At 59.1% G+C, this 16,740-nt stretch carries 18 protein-coding genes; 8 read left to right on the top strand and 10 right to left on the bottom strand.

What is annotated here, in order from left to right; all coding sequences use genetic code 11:
• Window positions 1–3 precede the first annotated feature (3 nt).
• From NET03_RS09090 to lepB, 3 genes are all read right to left on the bottom strand, one after another.
• Window positions 4–342 (bottom strand): hypothetical protein, encoded by a 339-nt coding sequence (locus NET03_RS09090; protein ID WP_252128601.1) that lies wholly within the window; start codon window positions 340–342, stop codon window positions 4–6.
• Window positions 343–348: 6 nt separating this feature from the next.
• Window positions 349–894, bottom strand: coding sequence for a bifunctional nuclease family protein (locus tag NET03_RS09085; RefSeq protein ID WP_252128600.1), 546 nt, complete (start codon window positions 892–894; stop codon window positions 349–351).
• Between the two features lie 107 nt (window positions 895–1,001).
• Window positions 1,002–1,628 carry a signal peptidase I gene (gene lepB / locus NET03_RS09080; RefSeq protein WP_252128599.1) on the bottom strand — a complete coding sequence of 209 codons (627 nt, stop codon included), beginning with the start codon at window positions 1,626–1,628 and terminating at the stop codon, window positions 1,002–1,004.
• A 125-nt stretch (window positions 1,629–1,753) separates the two neighbouring features.
• Here lepB and NET03_RS09075 point away from each other — a divergent pair, with 125 nt between their 5' ends.
• Both NET03_RS09075 and NET03_RS09070 read left to right on the top strand, forming a co-directional pair.
• Entirely contained in the window at window positions 1,754–3,643 is a 1,890-nt protein-coding gene (locus NET03_RS09075) for a serine/threonine-protein kinase (RefSeq protein WP_252128598.1), read from the top strand.
• On the top strand, window positions 3,631–3,897 hold the full coding sequence (locus NET03_RS09070) for a hypothetical protein (RefSeq protein WP_252128597.1): 267 nt from the start codon (window positions 3,631–3,633) through the stop codon (window positions 3,895–3,897). The genes NET03_RS09075 and NET03_RS09070 overlap by 13 nt, the downstream gene beginning before the upstream one ends.
• Window positions 3,898–3,909: 12 nt before the next feature.
• Here NET03_RS09070 and tatA read toward each other — a convergent pair whose 3' ends face one another.
• From tatA to NET03_RS09035, 7 genes are all read right to left on the bottom strand, one after another.
• Complete coding sequence (gene tatA, locus NET03_RS09065; RefSeq protein WP_252128596.1) at window positions 3,910–4,098, bottom strand: twin-arginine translocase TatA/TatE family subunit; 189 nt, start codon at window positions 4,096–4,098, stop codon at window positions 3,910–3,912.
• A 66-nt stretch (window positions 4,099–4,164) separates the two neighbouring features.
• Window positions 4,165–5,883, bottom strand: a complete 1,719-nt coding sequence (locus NET03_RS09060; RefSeq protein WP_252128595.1) for an ABC transporter substrate-binding protein — start codon at window positions 5,881–5,883, stop codon at window positions 4,165–4,167.
• Between the two features lie 26 nt (window positions 5,884–5,909).
• Window positions 5,910–6,131: a preprotein translocase subunit SecG gene (gene secG, locus NET03_RS09055; RefSeq protein ID WP_252128594.1), complete on the bottom strand. Its 222-nt coding sequence runs from the start codon at window positions 6,129–6,131 to the stop codon at window positions 5,910–5,912.
• A gap of 14 nt (window positions 6,132–6,145) precedes the next feature.
• Complete coding sequence (tpiA, locus tag NET03_RS09050) at window positions 6,146–6,928, bottom strand: triose-phosphate isomerase (RefSeq protein WP_252128593.1); 783 nt, start codon at window positions 6,926–6,928, stop codon at window positions 6,146–6,148.
• Window positions 6,925–8,106, bottom strand: coding sequence for a phosphoglycerate kinase (locus NET03_RS09045; RefSeq protein ID WP_252128592.1), 1,182 nt, complete (start codon window positions 8,104–8,106; stop codon window positions 6,925–6,927). Before NET03_RS09045 ends, tpiA begins: the two co-directional genes overlap by 4 nt.
• 37 nt (window positions 8,107–8,143) lie before the next feature.
• Entirely contained in the window at window positions 8,144–9,166 is a 1,023-nt protein-coding gene (gene gap, locus NET03_RS09040) for a type I glyceraldehyde-3-phosphate dehydrogenase (RefSeq protein WP_252128591.1), read from the bottom strand.
• A 38-nt stretch (window positions 9,167–9,204) separates the two neighbouring features.
• The gene (locus tag NET03_RS09035; protein WP_252128590.1) at window positions 9,205–10,587 is read right to left on the bottom strand and encodes a gluconeogenesis factor YvcK family protein; all 1,383 of its coding nucleotides are present in this window, start codon (window positions 10,585–10,587) and stop codon (window positions 9,205–9,207) included.
• Window positions 10,588–10,820: 233 nt separating this feature from the next.
• On the opposite strand from NET03_RS09035, the gene nusA reads away from it, so the two are divergent.
• The 6 genes from nusA to truB are packed head-to-tail and all read left to right on the top strand — an operon-like array spanning window position 10,821 to window position 16,736.
• On the top strand, window positions 10,821–12,140 hold the full coding sequence (nusA, locus tag NET03_RS09030; RefSeq protein ID WP_252128589.1) for a transcription termination factor NusA: 1,320 nt from the start codon (window positions 10,821–10,823) through the stop codon (window positions 12,138–12,140).
• 26 nt (window positions 12,141–12,166) lie between these two features.
• On the top strand, window positions 12,167–12,526 hold the full coding sequence (rnpM, locus tag NET03_RS09025; RefSeq protein WP_252128588.1) for an RNase P modulator RnpM: 360 nt from the start codon (window positions 12,167–12,169) through the stop codon (window positions 12,524–12,526).
• Window positions 12,523–14,385 carry a translation initiation factor IF-2 gene (gene infB / locus NET03_RS09020; protein WP_252128587.1) on the top strand — a complete coding sequence of 621 codons (1,863 nt, stop codon included), beginning with the start codon at window positions 12,523–12,525 and terminating at the stop codon, window positions 14,383–14,385. The genes rnpM and infB overlap by 4 nt, the downstream gene beginning before the upstream one ends.
• A 43-nt stretch (window positions 14,386–14,428) precedes the next feature.
• A complete protein-coding gene (rbfA, locus tag NET03_RS09015) occupies window positions 14,429–14,818 on the top strand; it encodes a 30S ribosome-binding factor RbfA (RefSeq protein WP_252128586.1) in 390 nt (129 codons plus the stop codon).
• Window positions 14,805–15,836 (top strand): DHH family phosphoesterase, encoded by a 1,032-nt coding sequence (locus tag NET03_RS09010; protein WP_252128585.1) that lies wholly within the window; start codon window positions 14,805–14,807, stop codon window positions 15,834–15,836. Before rbfA ends, NET03_RS09010 begins: the two co-directional genes overlap by 14 nt.
• Before the next feature lie 6 nt (window positions 15,837–15,842).
• Window positions 15,843–16,736: a tRNA pseudouridine(55) synthase TruB gene (truB, locus tag NET03_RS09005; RefSeq protein WP_252128584.1), complete on the top strand. Its 894-nt coding sequence runs from the start codon at window positions 15,843–15,845 to the stop codon at window positions 16,734–16,736.
• Window positions 16,737–16,740 lie beyond the last annotated feature (4 nt).

Raw genomic sequence — 16,740 nt, 5'->3', positions numbered from 1 at the left:
ACATCACTCCTCGCGCGCTCCACGTCCCCAGCGCTCATACCCAAAGAGGCGCTGGAAATCTCCGTCGAAGCGCTCGAGAAACTCGCGGATTTCCTCAACGTCCCGTTCGGTGACCGGCTCGTCTCGCCGCACAGGTGCAAGGTCAGCGAACTGTTCCTCACCGATCACCGCAGCAATTAAGCTTGATGCCCCACAATACTGACAGGTTAAGCGAAATGCCCACGTCGATCGTGAACGCCCCAGCGCCTGCAGATCCTCGGCGCTGAAGCGCTCTCCACAAACGGCACACCGTTCGACTAGATTCAGCACAATTGCGCGCACACGTTCCCAACGCGGATCCATGCCGTCCTACTTCTTGTCCAAATCATCTAAGTCAAGCGACTCGATCACTTCACGAAATACCGAGAGATCAGCCTCAGAAATCGACTCCTCGGATTCGACCCGTTCGATCTCCGGAGGCTCCAGCTCGCCTTCGCTCTCCGTCTCTTCTTCACTTTCGAGGCGGACCCCTGCTCGCTCCATCACCGACTCGTCAACGTAGATCGGCACTTTGGCCCGCACCGCCAGCGCGATGGCATCACTGGGTCGACTGTCGATCTCGATCCTACGCCCATTCACCGCGAGCACGATCCGCGCATAGAAGATCTCCTGAGAGAGATCGGTAACCGCAACCTCGCGGATCTCCGCACCCAGTTCGCTAATGACTGTCCGCAGGAGGTCGTACGGTAGCGGGCGAGCCGGGGTCATCCCCTGTATCGCCATCGCGATCGCCTCGGCTTCGAACGGGCCGATCCAGATCGGCAGGTGCCGGTCTCCATGGACTTCCTTCAGCAGGACGACTCGATGCTGCGTCACCAAACTGACTCGAATGCTATCGACTACCGTCTCGATCATACCCTGCACCTTCCTCTGGCACGCTCAGATTTTCGTACAGGGCGTCCTCCGGCCACACCCGCCCATTGTCCCGCTCGCGTCAACTCGATTCTACACCCATCCTCTTCTCACTCCAAGGCGTAGGCCGGGGTACCGAGGAGTTTTGCTTCGTCCGGCGGCCAGTAGGTCAGCCACGCCTTTCCAATGATGCTCGACATCGGTATAGCCCCGAAAATTCGGGAGTCACTCGAGTTATTCCGATTGTCCCCCATCACAAACACATGACCAGGCTTCACGACATACTCGTGGTTCAATGTCATCCCACGCCAAACTGTTGGTTCGACGAGGTATGGCTCAATCAGCCGTTTCCCGTTGATGAACACCGCCCCTTCCCGAATCTCCACGTGCTCCCCAGGTAAGGCGATGATCCGCTTCACATACGGCTCACTCCCGCCATTGGGCGGACGAAACACAACGATATCACCGCGCTGTGGTTGCCCGAATGGGTACCACACCCACCCTTCGTCCACGTCCACTCCCGGAATGGCATTCAGCCATCGTCCTAGCGGAATCGCCACATACGCGCGGCGATTCACAATCAACATTTCGCCATTGTGCAGGGTCGGCTCCATACTCGACCCGTCGACACGGTAATTCAGGATGACACCACGAATCGCGACGAAGAGAACCAGGGCGATCAGCAGCGTCTCAGCAAGATCCCAAATCAGTGATCGCTGTCGCGCTGGATGAGCCATCTCATTTTCCTGGAACTGATCAGATTTACCGGCGATATGGTTCATCGATTCTGGTCCTATCCCCACTCTCTCCAGCGCTCGCCCGGGCGCCGATTATATCCTGTGGGTGAGTTGGAATCACTGCCATGGAGGGCGAACTCACAAGTATGAACCTGCAGAGCGGCATGATTCTTGCGAGACGGTACCGGATCCTCCGTGAACTCGGCCGTGGTGGCATGAGCACGGTGTTTTTGGCTCGTGATGAACATTTCCCGCATGTCCAGCGTCTCTGTGCCCTTAAGATCATACGCGCCAGTGAGGATCCCACGCTTGCTGAGCTTCAGCGCATCGCCTTTGAACGAGAAGCCAGCCTTTTGGCTACGCTCCGCCACCCTGCGATTCCGCAAGTCTACGACTTCTTTTCCGAAGATGACCGCTGCTGCCTCGTCCTCGAATACATCGATGGTGAAGATCTGGAATGCTATCTTGCGCGTCTTGGCAGTCCCATTCCCGAGCCGCTTCTCATCGAGTGGACACTCGAACTCCTTGATGTGCTCGAGTACTTGCACTCTCAGCATCCTCAACCGATCGTCTTTCGTGATCTCAAGCCTTCCAACATCATGCGACGGCAAGATGGTTCGCTTTGCCTCATCGATTTCGGGATCGCTCGCCTCTTTCAGCCCCAAACCCGCGGCACCATGATCGGTACCGAGGGCTACGCTTCCCCCGAGCAATATCGCGGCGTCGCCGATCCGCGCAGTGATCTCTACGCGCTCGGCGCAACACTTTATCATCTCGCAACTGGTATTGACCCCCGCGACCAGCCGCCCTTCTCACTGACCAAACGTCTTCCTCGATCCGTCAATCCTGCGCTCTCCTCCTCGTTCGAGGCCATCATCTTGCGAGCACTCGCCTACGATCCAGCTGAGCGGTTTCCCAGCGCCTCTGCGATGGCACAGGCAGTACGCGCACTCCGTGAACCGCTCGCCGTTTCACCTCATCCCCGTCCACCGTCACTAACCCGACCGGATTTTGGTGCTGAGGGATCATTCCGTATTCGCTGGAGCTTTCGCACCAGTGATGAGGTTCGCGGATCCCCACTGCTCACTGACGATCTTGTGGTATTCGGCTCCTACGACGGAACACTTTATGCTCTCGAGGCTCGAACCGGTTACCTCCGTTGGCGCTTCCCGACCGGGAGAGGCATTGCAACGACACCTTGCGACCTTGGCGGCGCGATCGTTTTTGGTTCCGATGACGGGGCCATCTACTGCCTCGAGCGTAACGAGGGGGTCTTCCTCTGGCGATACCGTACGGCTGGCCCAGTCCGCGCGTCGCCAACGGCGGCTGGTAAACTCGTTGCAATCGGCAGTGATGACGGCTTCCTTTACGTTCTCGCTTCGCACTCGGGGGGATTGATCTGGCGTTGGCAAGCTGGTAGCCCGGTGCGTGCGACGCCGCTCGTTGTCAGTGACCGCGTCGTGATCGCTGCCGACGACGGAACTATCACCCTCCGCGCCCTCAGCGACGGTCAACTCCTCTGGCGTTCTCGCCTCGTGGCTCCCATCTGGAGTCGTCCTGTTCTCGACGGAACGAGCATTATCGTTGCCTCTCTCGACGGAACGGTCATGCGTCTTCCTCTCGAGGGGGGTGATCCCCTCTGGGTAAAGCATTTCGACGATGCGTTCGTCGCGAGCGCTGTACTTTGGGGGAAACTGCTTATCCTAGCCGGAAATGCAGGCCATATCTTCGCCTGTTATCCGCAGTCAGGTGAAAAAGTCTGGGAACTCGATGTCGAGGGGCGTATCGCCAGCACACCAGTCCCGTACCGCGCTACACTGCTGGTTGCCACTGGAACCGGAAAGCTGCTCTCCATCACTCGGAACGGCGAGATTATCCGGACCGACGACCTTGGCACCCCTATCGTCGCAACTCCCGCTATTGATGGGTCACTCGTGTATATCGGCGCGCTTGACGGTCGACTCTATGCCCTGGACTTGACGGAGAGAGAGGAGACATCGGCATGCTGCGCGTGATCGTTCACGTCATGAACGATGATCCATTTGTTGCCGAAATTGATGATCTTCCTGATCCACGGGACAGCTATCTCGTGCTCCGTAATCCACGGCGACGCGATGGCAAGCGCCTCCCAACTATCGCCGATGGGGTCACGACGATTCTCTATCCCTGGCACCGAATTACCTTCATCGAACTCCTTGATACAGAACGCTCCCCCGCTGGGGAAGAGCTTCTCACGATTTTCCGTGACGACCCGGCTACTTCCCGCTGACAGACGGAGTTCTTAACTTCGCTGCTCTTCTGCAGGGATGTCAGCCGAAACCTCCTTCGTTGCCGCACGAAATTCCCGGATCGTTCGTCCAATCGCGCCTCCAATCTCTGGCAGCCGTCCTGCACCGAAGACGATCACGACAATCAGAAGCACAAGCAGCAGTTCTTGCCAACCGAGCGATGGCAATAACAGAGGGAACATCGAGAACCTCCCGTCAAGGACATCCGCACATTGGAATGCAGTATACCCGGGACACCCTGCTCCGGACTAGCGCTCGACGCGATACCAGCGTGGGAGTTGTCGGAAGTGGTCCTCCGGAGCGACCAGCGGTGACGCATCTACCCCACCAATACGATCGCTCACGACGAAGCAGTACCGAGGATAGTAGAGAACGATAGCGGGAACGTACTCTGCAAAAAGTCGCTGGAACTCGACATAGAGTGAACGACGTTCTGAACGATCCAGCGAGTGACGAGCCTGCTCGAGTAAGATGTCTACGGTCCTACTACGAAAACTGGTGATATTCGCTCCTCCTTCGGCTTGAGTTGAGTGCCACATTTCGAACATGTCCGGATCGCCTGATGTCGACATCCAACCAAAAACTGCTGCGGTAAACTCCCGATCGAGGAGTTGCCGCTCAAGCGATGGTGCAGCGATCGGTTGGACTGTGACACTCAAACCGACTTCAGCGAGCTGTTGCGCCACAGCCTGTGCGACTGCGACCCGCTGTGGATCGTCCACATTCACGAGAAGTGTGAAGCGGAAGTTTAATCCTTCCTTGTCCAGGACCCCATCGCCATCCCGATCTTCCCATCCGGCATCGCGCAGGAGCCTGACTGCTACAGCCGGATCATACCGGTAGTCCTGTTCTTGATACGCCCACGACGCCGGTGGAATCGGCCCATTCCCTGGTTCTGCCTGCCCCCCCAAAACGTCACGAATCAGCCGCTCTCGATCAATCGCAAGCGAGAGTGCCTGACGCACTCGTACATCAGTGAAGAATTGTGCCTGGCCGTTCAAGAACAACGCGGTGAATCCAGCAAGCGACGGAGCATAAATGCGAGCATGCTTCCCCAAAAGTTGACCATCCTGGATAGCCTTCCACGGAACAGGCTCAAGTGCGTCCAGCTCTCCCTCCCTGAACGCAGCAAGTGCCTCTTCAGCGGACTCAAACAAACGAATCGTAACACGCTCGAATATCAGCTGGGGCCGCTGGTATCCGTCAAACCGTACCAACTGGATCATTCCCGTTCGGAGATCGGCCCGTTCCAGCCGATATGGCCCCGAGCCGATCGGATGCACAGAGAACGAGCTCTCCGAAAGGTCTGTAGGCAACGTCCCCTCCAGCAAATGCTCTGGAACGATTGGTAGAGCTAAGTATGTTGGGAAAGGGGCATAAGGTTCCGCCAAACGGAACCGCACCGTATGCGCGTCGATGACTGCGACCTGAACACTGCGCCAAAAGTCAGCCAGTGTTGGATCGCCGGGGAAATCCGGTGCCTGTATCAGCCGCACCGTAAAGAGCACATCCCGCGCCGTTACCGGCTGTCCGTCATGCCAAAGAGCGTCGTCACGCAAGTGAACTGTGTACTCAAGCCCATCCCCGCTCGTTTCCCACCGATCAGCCAAGGCTGGCTGGGGGATACCGCTACCATCAACCCACACTAGTCCCTCAAACAACAAAACAGACACGGCTCTCTCTGCGGTCGACCGCACCAGGAGCGGATTCAGTGTCTCGATCCGCCCAATGAATCCTTGGCGGAACGTGCCACCGCTTACAGCGGCGACCGAAACTGTCGGTTGCCTGGTGCCTTCTCCCGGTGTCGGAACTGGCGATCCTGAACTTGCCTCCCCGGTCGGCTGGAAACGGAAAACCGTCAGACCGGCACTGAACGCGATGAGAAGAATCGAGGTTACCAGCCACACCGGCCACCGACGTCCCCACGAGCGTCGCACCGTTGGATGTCGTGGCGGTGATCCGAGCAACGCTCTGGCCCTCCGCTTTCCAGTCTTTACAGGAGCCACTGCCCAATGATCGACAGCACCACGAAGACGATTGCCACGCCGATGGTGAGCTGGAAAAGCGTTCTTTCGAGCCCTCGCCTGGTTCGATAGATGGCTGAGGTATCACCACCGAACGCACCGCTAAAGCCTGACGCCTTGGTCTGCAGGAGGATGACCATCATAAGGAGAAGCGAAACGAGGATTATTGCGATATAGAAAGCCGCTTCCATTGAGTGACCGCCTCCTATTCCGAGCGTGCTTCCACACTCTGCGTTGCTTCGACGATGCCACAAAACTGCGTCGCATCCAAACTCGCCCCGCCAACAAGAGCTCCATCGATATCCGGCGCCTTGAAGAATCCAGGCGCATTCTCCGCCGTGACGCTTCCCCCATAAAGAATCCGGAGCTCCTTGCCAACATCCCCAAAGCGCAAGACAAACCAGCGACGGATCCACTCTGCCACTGACTGGGCATCCGAGGGAGTCGCCGGTTTCCCAGTTCCGATCGCCCACACAGGTTCGTACGCGATAACAACGCGCTCACACTCTGCCAGAGACAAAGACTCACAGGCCGATCGGAGCTGCCGCTCAACCACGTGGAGCGTCGCTCCGGCCTCGCGTTCCTCCAGGCTCTCACCGACACAAAGAATCGGTCGAAGCCCATAACGAAGTGCGACACGCAATTTTGCTGCGACGACCTCGTCCGTTTCACCGAAGAGGCGACGACGCTCGCTGTGCCCGACGATAACATACCGGCAGAACGGGGCAATCATACGAGCAGAAACCTCTCCGGTATAGGCCCCTTGGTCATATGCGCTGCACGTCTGACCACCGAGAGCAATCGAACTCCCGCGTAACCGTTCCACCAGCGGAACGATCCACGGAAACGGTGGGATCAGGATAACCTCGACATTCGGGAGAGAGGGACAGCGTCGCTGGATCGCCTCTGCAAGCTCCAGCGCCTCCTCATATGTTGTATGCATCTTCCAGTTACCAGCGATGAGCCACCGTCGCTCCCCTGCCGTCACTCGCCGCCCTCCATGAGCACCGCAACGCCTGGAAGTTCCCGCCCTTCCAGGTACTCAAGCGTGGCCCCACCACCGGTCGAAAGATGATCGACCCGGTCAGCCAACCCGAGTTCCTTGAGCGCTGCTACCGAATCGCCACCTCCGACCAACGTAAAACCGGGGCATGCTGCCACCGCTTCGGCCACCCCGCGCGTTCCCTCCCGGAACTCGGGTACCTCATAGACACCCATTGGACCATTCCAGACGAGGAGCTGCGCGGTAGCGATGACCGCTGCAAAGTGACGGACAGTCTCTGGTCCGATGTCGTAGATCGCCTGATCGGCAGACATCTCCGCTACGCGAAGAATCTGGCGCGCATCGACTGCACTGAGGGAAGGCGCAACGACGACATCCACCGGGAGTTCCACGCGAACGCCGTGCTGCGCTGCAAGAGCGAACAATCGCCTCGCCTCTTCGACCTTGTCTTCTTCGACAAGTGATCGGCCGACCTCGAACCCCTGTGCGCGCAGGAATGTATTCGCCATACCACCCCCGAGCAACAATGCATCGGCTCGGGGAAGCAAGTTCTCGATCACACCGATCTTGTCTGAGACCTTCGCTCCGCCGAGTACGAGCACAAAGGGCCGCTCGGTGCTGTGCAGGACGCGCTCGAGCGCTGCTACCTCGCGCTCCATGAGAAATCCAGCAGCTCTCGGTAACAGCTTCGCTACACCCACGACGGACGCATGGGCACGATGCGCAGCCCCAAACGCGTCATTCACGTAGCGCTCCGCCAAGCTGGCAAGTGCAGCCGCAAACTCGGGGTCGTTCTGTTCCTCTCGCCGATCGAACCGCAGATTTTCTAGCAGGCCGACCTCACCAGGCTGGAGTCGCCGCGCCATTTCCCGCGCCTCTGGTCCAACGATGTCGCGGACATAGCGAACCGATTGCCCCAATACCGTGCTCAGGGCCGCAGCGACTGGAGCAAGTCGGAGTTCTTCCCGCACTTGCCCCTTTGGTCGCCCGAGATGGGTGCAGAGAATGATGCGCGCTCGCTGATCGAGGAGCCATCGGATAGTCTCGACGGTCGCGCGAATCCGCGTATCGTCGGTAACCCGTCCATTCTCGAGAGGGACGTTGTAATCGACCCGCACCAGCACTCGACGTTCAGTCACGTCGAGATCGCGTAGTGTCCGCATTCGTCTCGCCATTGTGGTCGACCAGCCCTCCACAGACTTACTCTTCCAGAAGACAACCGACCATCATGTAGTAAGCGAGATCGGCCACGCGGCACGAGTAGCCCCACTCGTTGTCGTACCACGCCACCACTTTCGCGAGATTTCCGTCCAGCACCATCGTACTTAAGCCATCCACGATGGCTGAACGCGAGTCCCCGCGGAAATCACTTGAGACGAGTGGCTCCTCCGTGTAGCCCAGAATTCCACTGAGCTCGTTCTCCGCAGCCTCTCGAAACGCTGCATTGATTTCTTCTGCAGTTGTCGAACGGGCCAGTTCCACCACAAAGTCGATCACTGACACCGTGGCGACCGGTACGCGCATAGCAAAACCATCGAACTTCCCTTTCAGCTCAGGGAGCACCAGCGCTACCGCGCGCGCCGCTCCAGTCGTCGTCGGGACAATATTGGTCGCCGCAGCACGTGCCCGGCGAAGATCGCGATGTGGCGCATCAAGCAGCTGCTGATCATTCGTATACGCGTGCACGGTCGTCATCAGGCCGCGCACAATGCCGAAGCGCTCGTGCAGCACTTTAGCGACCGGTGCGAGGCAGTTCGTTGTACAGGATGCATTCGAGACGATGTGATGCTGAGCGGGGTCATACTGATCCTCGTTTACGCCGAGCACGATCGTAATATCCTCTCCCTTCGCCGGGGCGGTGATAATCACTTTCTTGGCACCAGCCTCAAGGTGTGCCCGCGCCTTGGCTGCATCTGTGAAGAGCCCAGTCGATTCGATGACGAGCTCAACCTCAAACTCTCGCCAGGGAATCTTCCGGGGCTCACGCTCAGCGAAGACACGGATCTCATGGCCATCAATGATGATCGAATTCTCGGTCGCCATGACCTCACCGTCCCACGAGCCATAGGTCGAGTCCCACTTGAAAAGATGAGCTAGGGTAGCAGGAGTCGTGAGATCATTGACCGCAACCACCTCGAGCTCATCGTCATAACCTTCGAGAATTGCCTTTAGGACCTGTCTTCCGATACGACCGAAACCGTTGATACCCACACGGACTGCCACAGGACTACCCTCCCTCTCCGCTGCTGCGGCTCCGACACTTACTCCCTCTGTGCAATCCCGACCGGAAATCCCGTCGAGTAATCTCCTCGGGCTGGTTGTACGGTACGCTCTCGTCCAAGGGGAAGCTCGCCCCGCTTCGCCGCTCGTGCCAACTCAAGCAGTGCATCGGCCAGCTTCCTCGGATCGTGACGCCAAGGTTGTTCAGGATTGATGACATCCCGCAAGATGACCATCACAGAGTCCTTGACACGATCGAGTCCGTCCAAACTCACACCGGTAACCCCACTCGGCGCTAATCGATGAGTCGGCTCGAGGTTCTGATTTACAAGGAGGCAGTCCACCAGACACCCACCAGCATGCCGGTGCAATGCCTCCAAGTGGTCAATCGCCCGAAAACCATCCGTCTCGCCTCGCTGCGTCGTAACGTTGCAGACAAAAACCTTGAGAGCCGACGACAAGCGGATTGCCTGGACAACCCCTTCAACCAGGAGATTTGGAATCACCGACGTGAACAAGCTTCCAGGCCCCAGAACAATCAGATCCGCCGAGAGGATGGCCAGCAACGCTGGTTCATAGGCGGCGGGACGCTCGGGATCCAAGAAGACCCGCTGGATTCGACCTCGCGCTTGGGCGATCGCCGATTCGCCTCGGACGATTCGGCCGTCGCTAAACTCCGCACAAACCGTGATGTTTTCGAGCGTGGACGGCATCACCTGGCCACGAACAGCAAGCACCCGTGAGGATTCGGCAACTGCTCGTTCAAAACTCCCAGTGACCTGCGTCATTGCAGCGATGAACAAGTTGCCGAAGCTGTGCCCATCTAACGACGAGCCAACCTCCGGGAACCGATACTGAAACAGGTTGCTCATCAGAGGTTCCGCGTCAGCCAATGCGACGAGACAGTTCCGAATATCGCCCGGTGGTGGGATGTTGAAGTCCTGTCGCAGTCGGCCAGAACTTCCGCCGTCGTCACCTGTGGTGACGATTGCTGTGATAGCAACATTGTGCGCTTTCAGTCCACGCAAAAGCGTAGAGAGACCGGTGCCACCACCAATCGCGACCACACGGAACTCGGGTGCCTCCGGCCCAAAACGATGCGCGTGAATAATCTCAGCGAGTCCACGTCGATCGGCACGCTGATCAAGAAACGGCGCGAGGAGCGAGCGAGACAATTGCCAGAACCCAACTACGGTCATCAGGCCACCGAGCGTGATCATGAGAAGTTCCCGATAGGGGTGGGGAATAAATTGGAGCGTGACTGCCTGAACAAGGCCGGATACCCGCTGCGGAAAATCATAATTGCGGTAGATCCAGGCTAAACCCATGGCGAGCCCGAGGCTTGTCGTCACCACCCCGAGCGCAAGCAGTACGATCCACCGTTTCACAAACATCCCTGGGCGCAACCAGGTCCGGAGCTTCATCGGTCCCCCGTTTCCCGTCCCGCAGCCCCGCCCCAGTATAACAGTGGCGGTCACTCTCATCGGGAAGGCCGTCAAGTCCTGGCTCTGTCTTGCAACAACGCGAGTCGACTGCTATACTGTCTATGGTAAACGGAGCGCCCCGGACAAGTGGGCAATGCCCACTTTAATTTTTGCCCCGGTCGGCAGCCTACCGCCCGGGACCCCGGAGCGCGAAATGAGGGGGGCGATCAACAATGAAGAGCGATCTCTACACTGCTATTGCACAGATCGCAGCAGAGCGCGGCATTCCGCGCGAAGCGGTCATGGAGTCCGTCCAGCAGGCCCTGCGGACAGTGTATAAGAAGGCTACTGGCTCGGACGAGGAAGTTGAGATCGAACTTGATGTGAACACGGGTCGGATTCGCATCTTCGCGCCGAAGCGTGTCGTCGAAACCGTACGCGATCCGCTGACCGAGATTTCAATCGAGGAGGCACGCAAGATCGATCCGCGCGCAATTGTGGGAGATATTGTCCGCGTGGAGCGCCAGCCCACCAACTTTGGCCGGATCGCAGCACAAACGGCGAAGCAGGTAATCTTGCAGCGGATCCGCGACTTTGAGCGCGAAACGATTTACAACGAGTTCATCGACCGAGTCGGGGAAGTCCTGACTGGTACTGTCCAGCGAGTCGATCCGCGCGCCGTGATCTTGAGCTTCGGCAAGGCAGAGGCGATCATGCCCGCTCGCGAGCAGATTCCAGGTGAACGCTATCGTCCTGGCCAGCGCCTCAAGGTGTACCTCGTCGAGGTTACCAAGGACGCCAAGGGACCACAGCTCTTGGTCTCGCGCACGCATCCAAACCTGATTAAGCGCCTGCTCGAGCTGGAGGTGCCAGAGGTGGCAAGCGGCGCGGTTGAGGTGATGGCAATCGCCCGCGAGCCGGGTCAGCGCTCCAAGGTCGCTGTGGCTGCTCGGCAGGACAAGGTCGACCCCGTCGGGGCCTGTGTCGGCGTTCGTGGCGTGCGAATCCAGAGCATCGTCACCGAGCTTTCGGGCGAGAAGATCGACGTGATCGAGTGGTCCTCGGACATCCGCACATTCATCGCGAACGCACTCAGCCCCGCGAAGCCGATCACAGTGATCCTGAATGAGGATGAGAAGGTCGCACGGGTCGTTGTCCCGCCCGAGCAGATGTCGCAGGCCATTGGTAAGGATGGGCAGAACGCACGGCTCGCCTACAAGTTGACTGGTTGGCGGATCGACATTAAGGATCCAGACTCGTTGAAGGGCGAGGAAGCCTTGCTCGTCCGCGCTGCGACGAGCTTGCCCGAGCTCCCTCCTGACCTCATGGCACTCGGTCGCCAGCCGCGCCTCGTCCGAGCCGATGGTACCTTCAGCATCCGCGAGCGGGAGTTCGGTCCGTTGCCCAGCGATCTCATCATGAAGAGTGTCGATGTCGAAATCGTCAACGGTGTCGTGAACGTTTATTACGACCGTGAACTCCGCGCCCGCTACGATTTCGAGAGTGGCCGTGAGCTACCATTGACTGATGACGAAACGGCCAATGTCCGTTGACACCCGTTTCGCAGGGGATCGTGACGATGAGCGAGCGTCCCGACCGAACGAAAGGGCGTGGACCGCGCCTCAAGCATCTGCCGGTACGCACCTGTGTCGCGTGCCGCGCCCGTGACTTGAAGCGTACATTCGTTCGTATCGTCCGGACACCGGACGGGACGCTCGCCATCGATCCGACTGGCAAGCGGAGCGGCCGCGGTGCCTATCTCTGCCGACGGTTCAGCTGTTGGGAGCGCGCTGCCACGACGGACGTGCTGGAACGCGCGCTCCGCGTGCCGGTACCACCGGAATTTCGGGCAGAACTCTTGCGCTGGGCCGATCTCCACATTCGCCGCGAGGAGCCGCCCGCCAACGAGACAGTACTCGAACAGGAGGAACAACCATGAGTACGAAAGCGAAGAAGCAAGCTCCCACGAGGCCTGAGCGCCCGACACCAGCAACGCAGCGCAGCGGTAGCGGCATCGCCACAGTCAAGGGGCCGATCGAGATCGGTAGTGTCATCACGGTCGGCGAGCTCGCTGAGGCGATTGGTGTCAGCGCAGTCGAATTGATCAAGGCACTCATGCAGCGACGCGTCATGGCGAGCATTAACCAGCAGATCGACTTTGAAACCGCCGCAGCCGTCGCCGCCGACTTCGGCGTCGAGCTCGTTGAACGGACTCCCGAAGCCGTCCAACAGGAGAAGAGCTTGGCCGAGATCGTCCGGCTGAGCGCACAGGAGCCCGGGGCCGTGCCGCGTCCTCCTGTTGTCACAATCATGGGGCACGTCGACCACGGGAAGACGAAGCTGCTCGACGCCATTCGGCACACAAATGTCGCCGAGGGTGAGGCTGGCGGGATTACGCAGCACATCGGTGCGTACCAAGTCGAGGTCCAGGGCCGCAAGATTACTTTCCTCGACACCCCTGGACACGAGGCCTTCACCGCCATGCGCGCCCGCGGTGCCCAGGTCACGGACATCGCGGTCTTGGTGGTTGCAGCTGACGACGGGGTGATGCCGCAGACACGGGAAGCAGTCGCTCACGCCCGTGCGGCGAATGTGCCGATCATTGTCGCGATCAACAAGATTGATCTACCCACGGCCAACCCAGCCCGCGTCAAGCAGCAGCTGGCAGAAATCGGCGTCATCCCGGAGGAGTACGGCGGTGACGTGCCTGTCGTCGAGGTGTCGGCGAAACAGCGACTTGGCATCGAGGATCTGTTGGAAATGATTTTGCTAGTCGCTGATTTGCACGAACTCAAGGCTAACCCGAACCGGCCAGCCATCGGTGTGATCATCGAGGCCAAGATCGATCAGAAGCGGGGCCCCATCGCGACGGTCTTGGTCCAGACGGGCACCCTCAAACTCAACGATATCGTGGTCGCTGGTGCAACGTGGGGACGTGTCCGCGCCATGTTCGACGACCGCGGCCGAAAGGTACGTCGCGCCGAACCCTCCATGCCAGTTGAGATTCTCGGTCTCGAGGAAGTGCCGGAGGCAGGCGACTACCTCCAGGTCGTCGAGGATGAGCGTACCGCCAAGGAAATCGCCGCGCAGCGCGCACTCAAGCGCCGCGCTGAGGCGTTTGCTGAGACGCGCGTCATCAAGCTCGACGAGTTCCACAAGGGGCTCCAGGTTAGCGAGACGCGCGAACTGCGCCTCATCCTGAAAGCGGACGTTCAGGGAAGCCTGGAGGCGATCCAAAACGCTCTGGCAAAGCTCAATGATGAGCTCGAAGGTGTTGGTATCACTGTTCTCCATGCGGCCACTGGTGCCATCTCGGAGTCGGACGTCATGCTTGCCGCGACGACCGGCGCGATCGTCATTGGCTTCAACGTCCGTCCTGACGTTGCCGCCCGACGTGCTGCGGAAGCGACCGGTGTAGACATTCGGTACTACGATGTCATCTACCACCTGCTGGAGGAAGTTCGTGGTGCCGTCACCGGATTGCTCGCACCTGAAACGCGAGAAGTCGTTGACGGTGTCGCCGAAGTACGAGAAACGTTCCGCCTCCCGAACCGAGCGGTCGCAGCCGGTCTCTACGTTGTGAGTGGTAAGGCTCTACGCAATGCTCGCGTCCGCGTCATCCGGGACGGCAAGGTGATCCACGAGGGCACGGTCGCCTCGTTGCGTCGATTCAAAGAAGATGTCCGGGAAATCGCCGCGGGCTACGAGTGTGGCGTGACCATCGACGGCTTCAACGATATCCGCGTCGGCGATCAGATCGAGTTCTATCACATCGAACAGGTACCGCGCGGGCGTTGATGACGCGCCCGCGCAACCGGCCGCGCGGAAGGGAGGGCAAGCGATGCCCGGTTATCGACAAGCGCGACTAGCAGAGTTCCTGCGTGACGAGATCAGTGCCATCATCCAACGTGAACTCCGCGATCCCCGCCTCGGTTTCGTCAGCGTCACACGCGTCGAACTCAGCCCTGACCTCCGTCATGCGCGTGTTTTTGTCTCCGTGTACGGCAGTCACGAAGAACAAGAGGCAGCATTGCAGGCACTCCAAGGTGCCGCCGGCTTCATCCGTCGGTTGATCGCTCCTCATCTGCACACAAGACACATTCCTGAACTGCATTTTAAGCTTGATCGTTCGCTCGAACACGCGGAGCAGGTCGCGCGCCTGCTGTATCAGATTGAGCGAGAACGACAAACTGACATGGCAGGAACGAGTAAAGACGATGACCACTCGTGAACCGAACCACAGTACGGGTTTCGAGGGTCGCGCCGCCTGGCAACTGCTTGCCAGCGCGCGCACGGTGTTGATCGCCACGCACGCAAATCCCGATGCCGACGCGGTCGCATCGATCTTGGCTCTCCGTTTAGCCCTCGCCGAAGTGGTCTCTAACTTGATCTGTTTGACGGGAGATGGCCTAGTCCCCTCAAGTCTGTCTTTTCTCCCAGCGGCCGACCTACTGATCCGTGAGCCTGCAACGGTGCACGAGACACCCGACTGTATCGCGCTCCTCGATTGCGCCGATCCAAGTCGGCTCGGACCGTTCTTTCACTTGCATTCCAACTGGTTCGACGGCCAAATACCAATGGTGAACATCGACCATCACATTACGAATACTCGTTTCGGACACGTCGACCTCATCGATCCGAACGCGGCTTCAACGACCGAGATATTAGCGCAATGGTTCCTGACAGTTGGTGTCACCATCACGCCCGATATTGCGACCTGTTTGCTTACGGGGCTCTATGGGGACACGTTGAGTTTTCAGACAACAAGCACCAGCGTCCGCGCACTCGAACTCGCTGCTCTCCTTCTGCGCCTTGGTGCCCGTCATGAAGAGATTGTCAATAACCTCTTTCGGCGGAAACCCGTTTCCACGATTCGTTTGTGGGGCGCTGCATTGAGTCGAATCCGTGTTGAACCGCCGTTGATTTGGACCGAAATTACGCGGGACATGCTCCGCGAGACTGGCGCGAGGCCCCTTGAGGGAGAAGGAATCGTAAATTTTCTCAGCGGAGCTGAGGGCACAGTGGTGTCGCTGCTCTTTTACGAACAGCCCGAAGGTTGGCGTGTGAGTCTGCGCTCCGCTGACTCCTTAGTTGACGTTGCCCAACTCTGCCAGCGGTACGGTGGCGGTGGACATCCCCGTGCTGCTGGTTGTCGTTTGCCGCCTGGAGAAGCCGCTCGCCGGGTGTTCCTCAACGACCTTCGTGCAATAGTCACGGAACTCCTGGCAACCCGGCCACACTCGAGGTAAGGAGCAGTGCACGGTATTTTGCTCGTCGACAAGCCACGAGGTTGGACTTCACACGACGTCGTAAACTGGGTTCGTAAGCGACTCCGTACCCGCTGGGTCGGTCATGGCGGAACGCTCGATCCCGCTGCCGAGGGACTCCTCCTTATCGCGGTTGGGATCGCGACGCGGCTCATCCAGTATGCGATCGACGCAGACAAGTCATACGTTGCCCATATTGTGCTCGGGGCTTCGACCACGACCGACGACCTGGAGGGTGAGCCATCTCAGGTCTCACCGGCGAGCCAACCGCCAAGTCTGGCTCAGCTCCATACTGCTCTAGAGCGGTTCCGCGGCTCGTTCGAGCAACGTCCCCCTTCCTATTCTGCGGTCAAGATCGGAGGCACCCCGGCATATCGTCGAGCTCGGGAACAGATACCCACGGAACTCCGTCCCCGGACGGTCTTTGTCCATGACTTGCAATGCCTCCACTACGACTATCCAGACGTTATTGTCTCCATTGATTGCAGCAAGGGTTTTTACGTCCGTTCCTTGGCACGCGACCTGGGAGCACTCCTCGGCACGGGAGGATACCTGCACGGGCTCGTTCGAACGCGCATCGGCACGCTCACACTGAGTGAGGCCTGGTCGATCCCGGAGCTGGAGCGCTGCCTTAGTCCTGAAACCTGGTCTCTCCTCGCACAACATCCTGACATGCTCGTCTCAACACTTCCGGTTCTGCTCATACCGGAGCAGCAAATGACGGCGTGGTATCATGGCGCACCGGTGCGGTCTTCAGAGACCGCACTCCCTGAGACCCTCGCACGGGCATATGCGCCCGACGGTACATGGGTCGGAGTCGCTCGATACGATGCCGTTCAGGCCTGCTGGCGTCCCGTACTCGTTCATCACGAACGACACTGACTGA

Source organism: Thermomicrobium sp. CFH 73360 (assembly GCF_023806465.1).
GTDB lineage: Bacteria > Chloroflexota > Chloroflexia > Thermomicrobiales > Thermomicrobiaceae > Thermomicrobium.
This window is presented reverse-complemented; position numbering and strand designations above follow the sequence as displayed.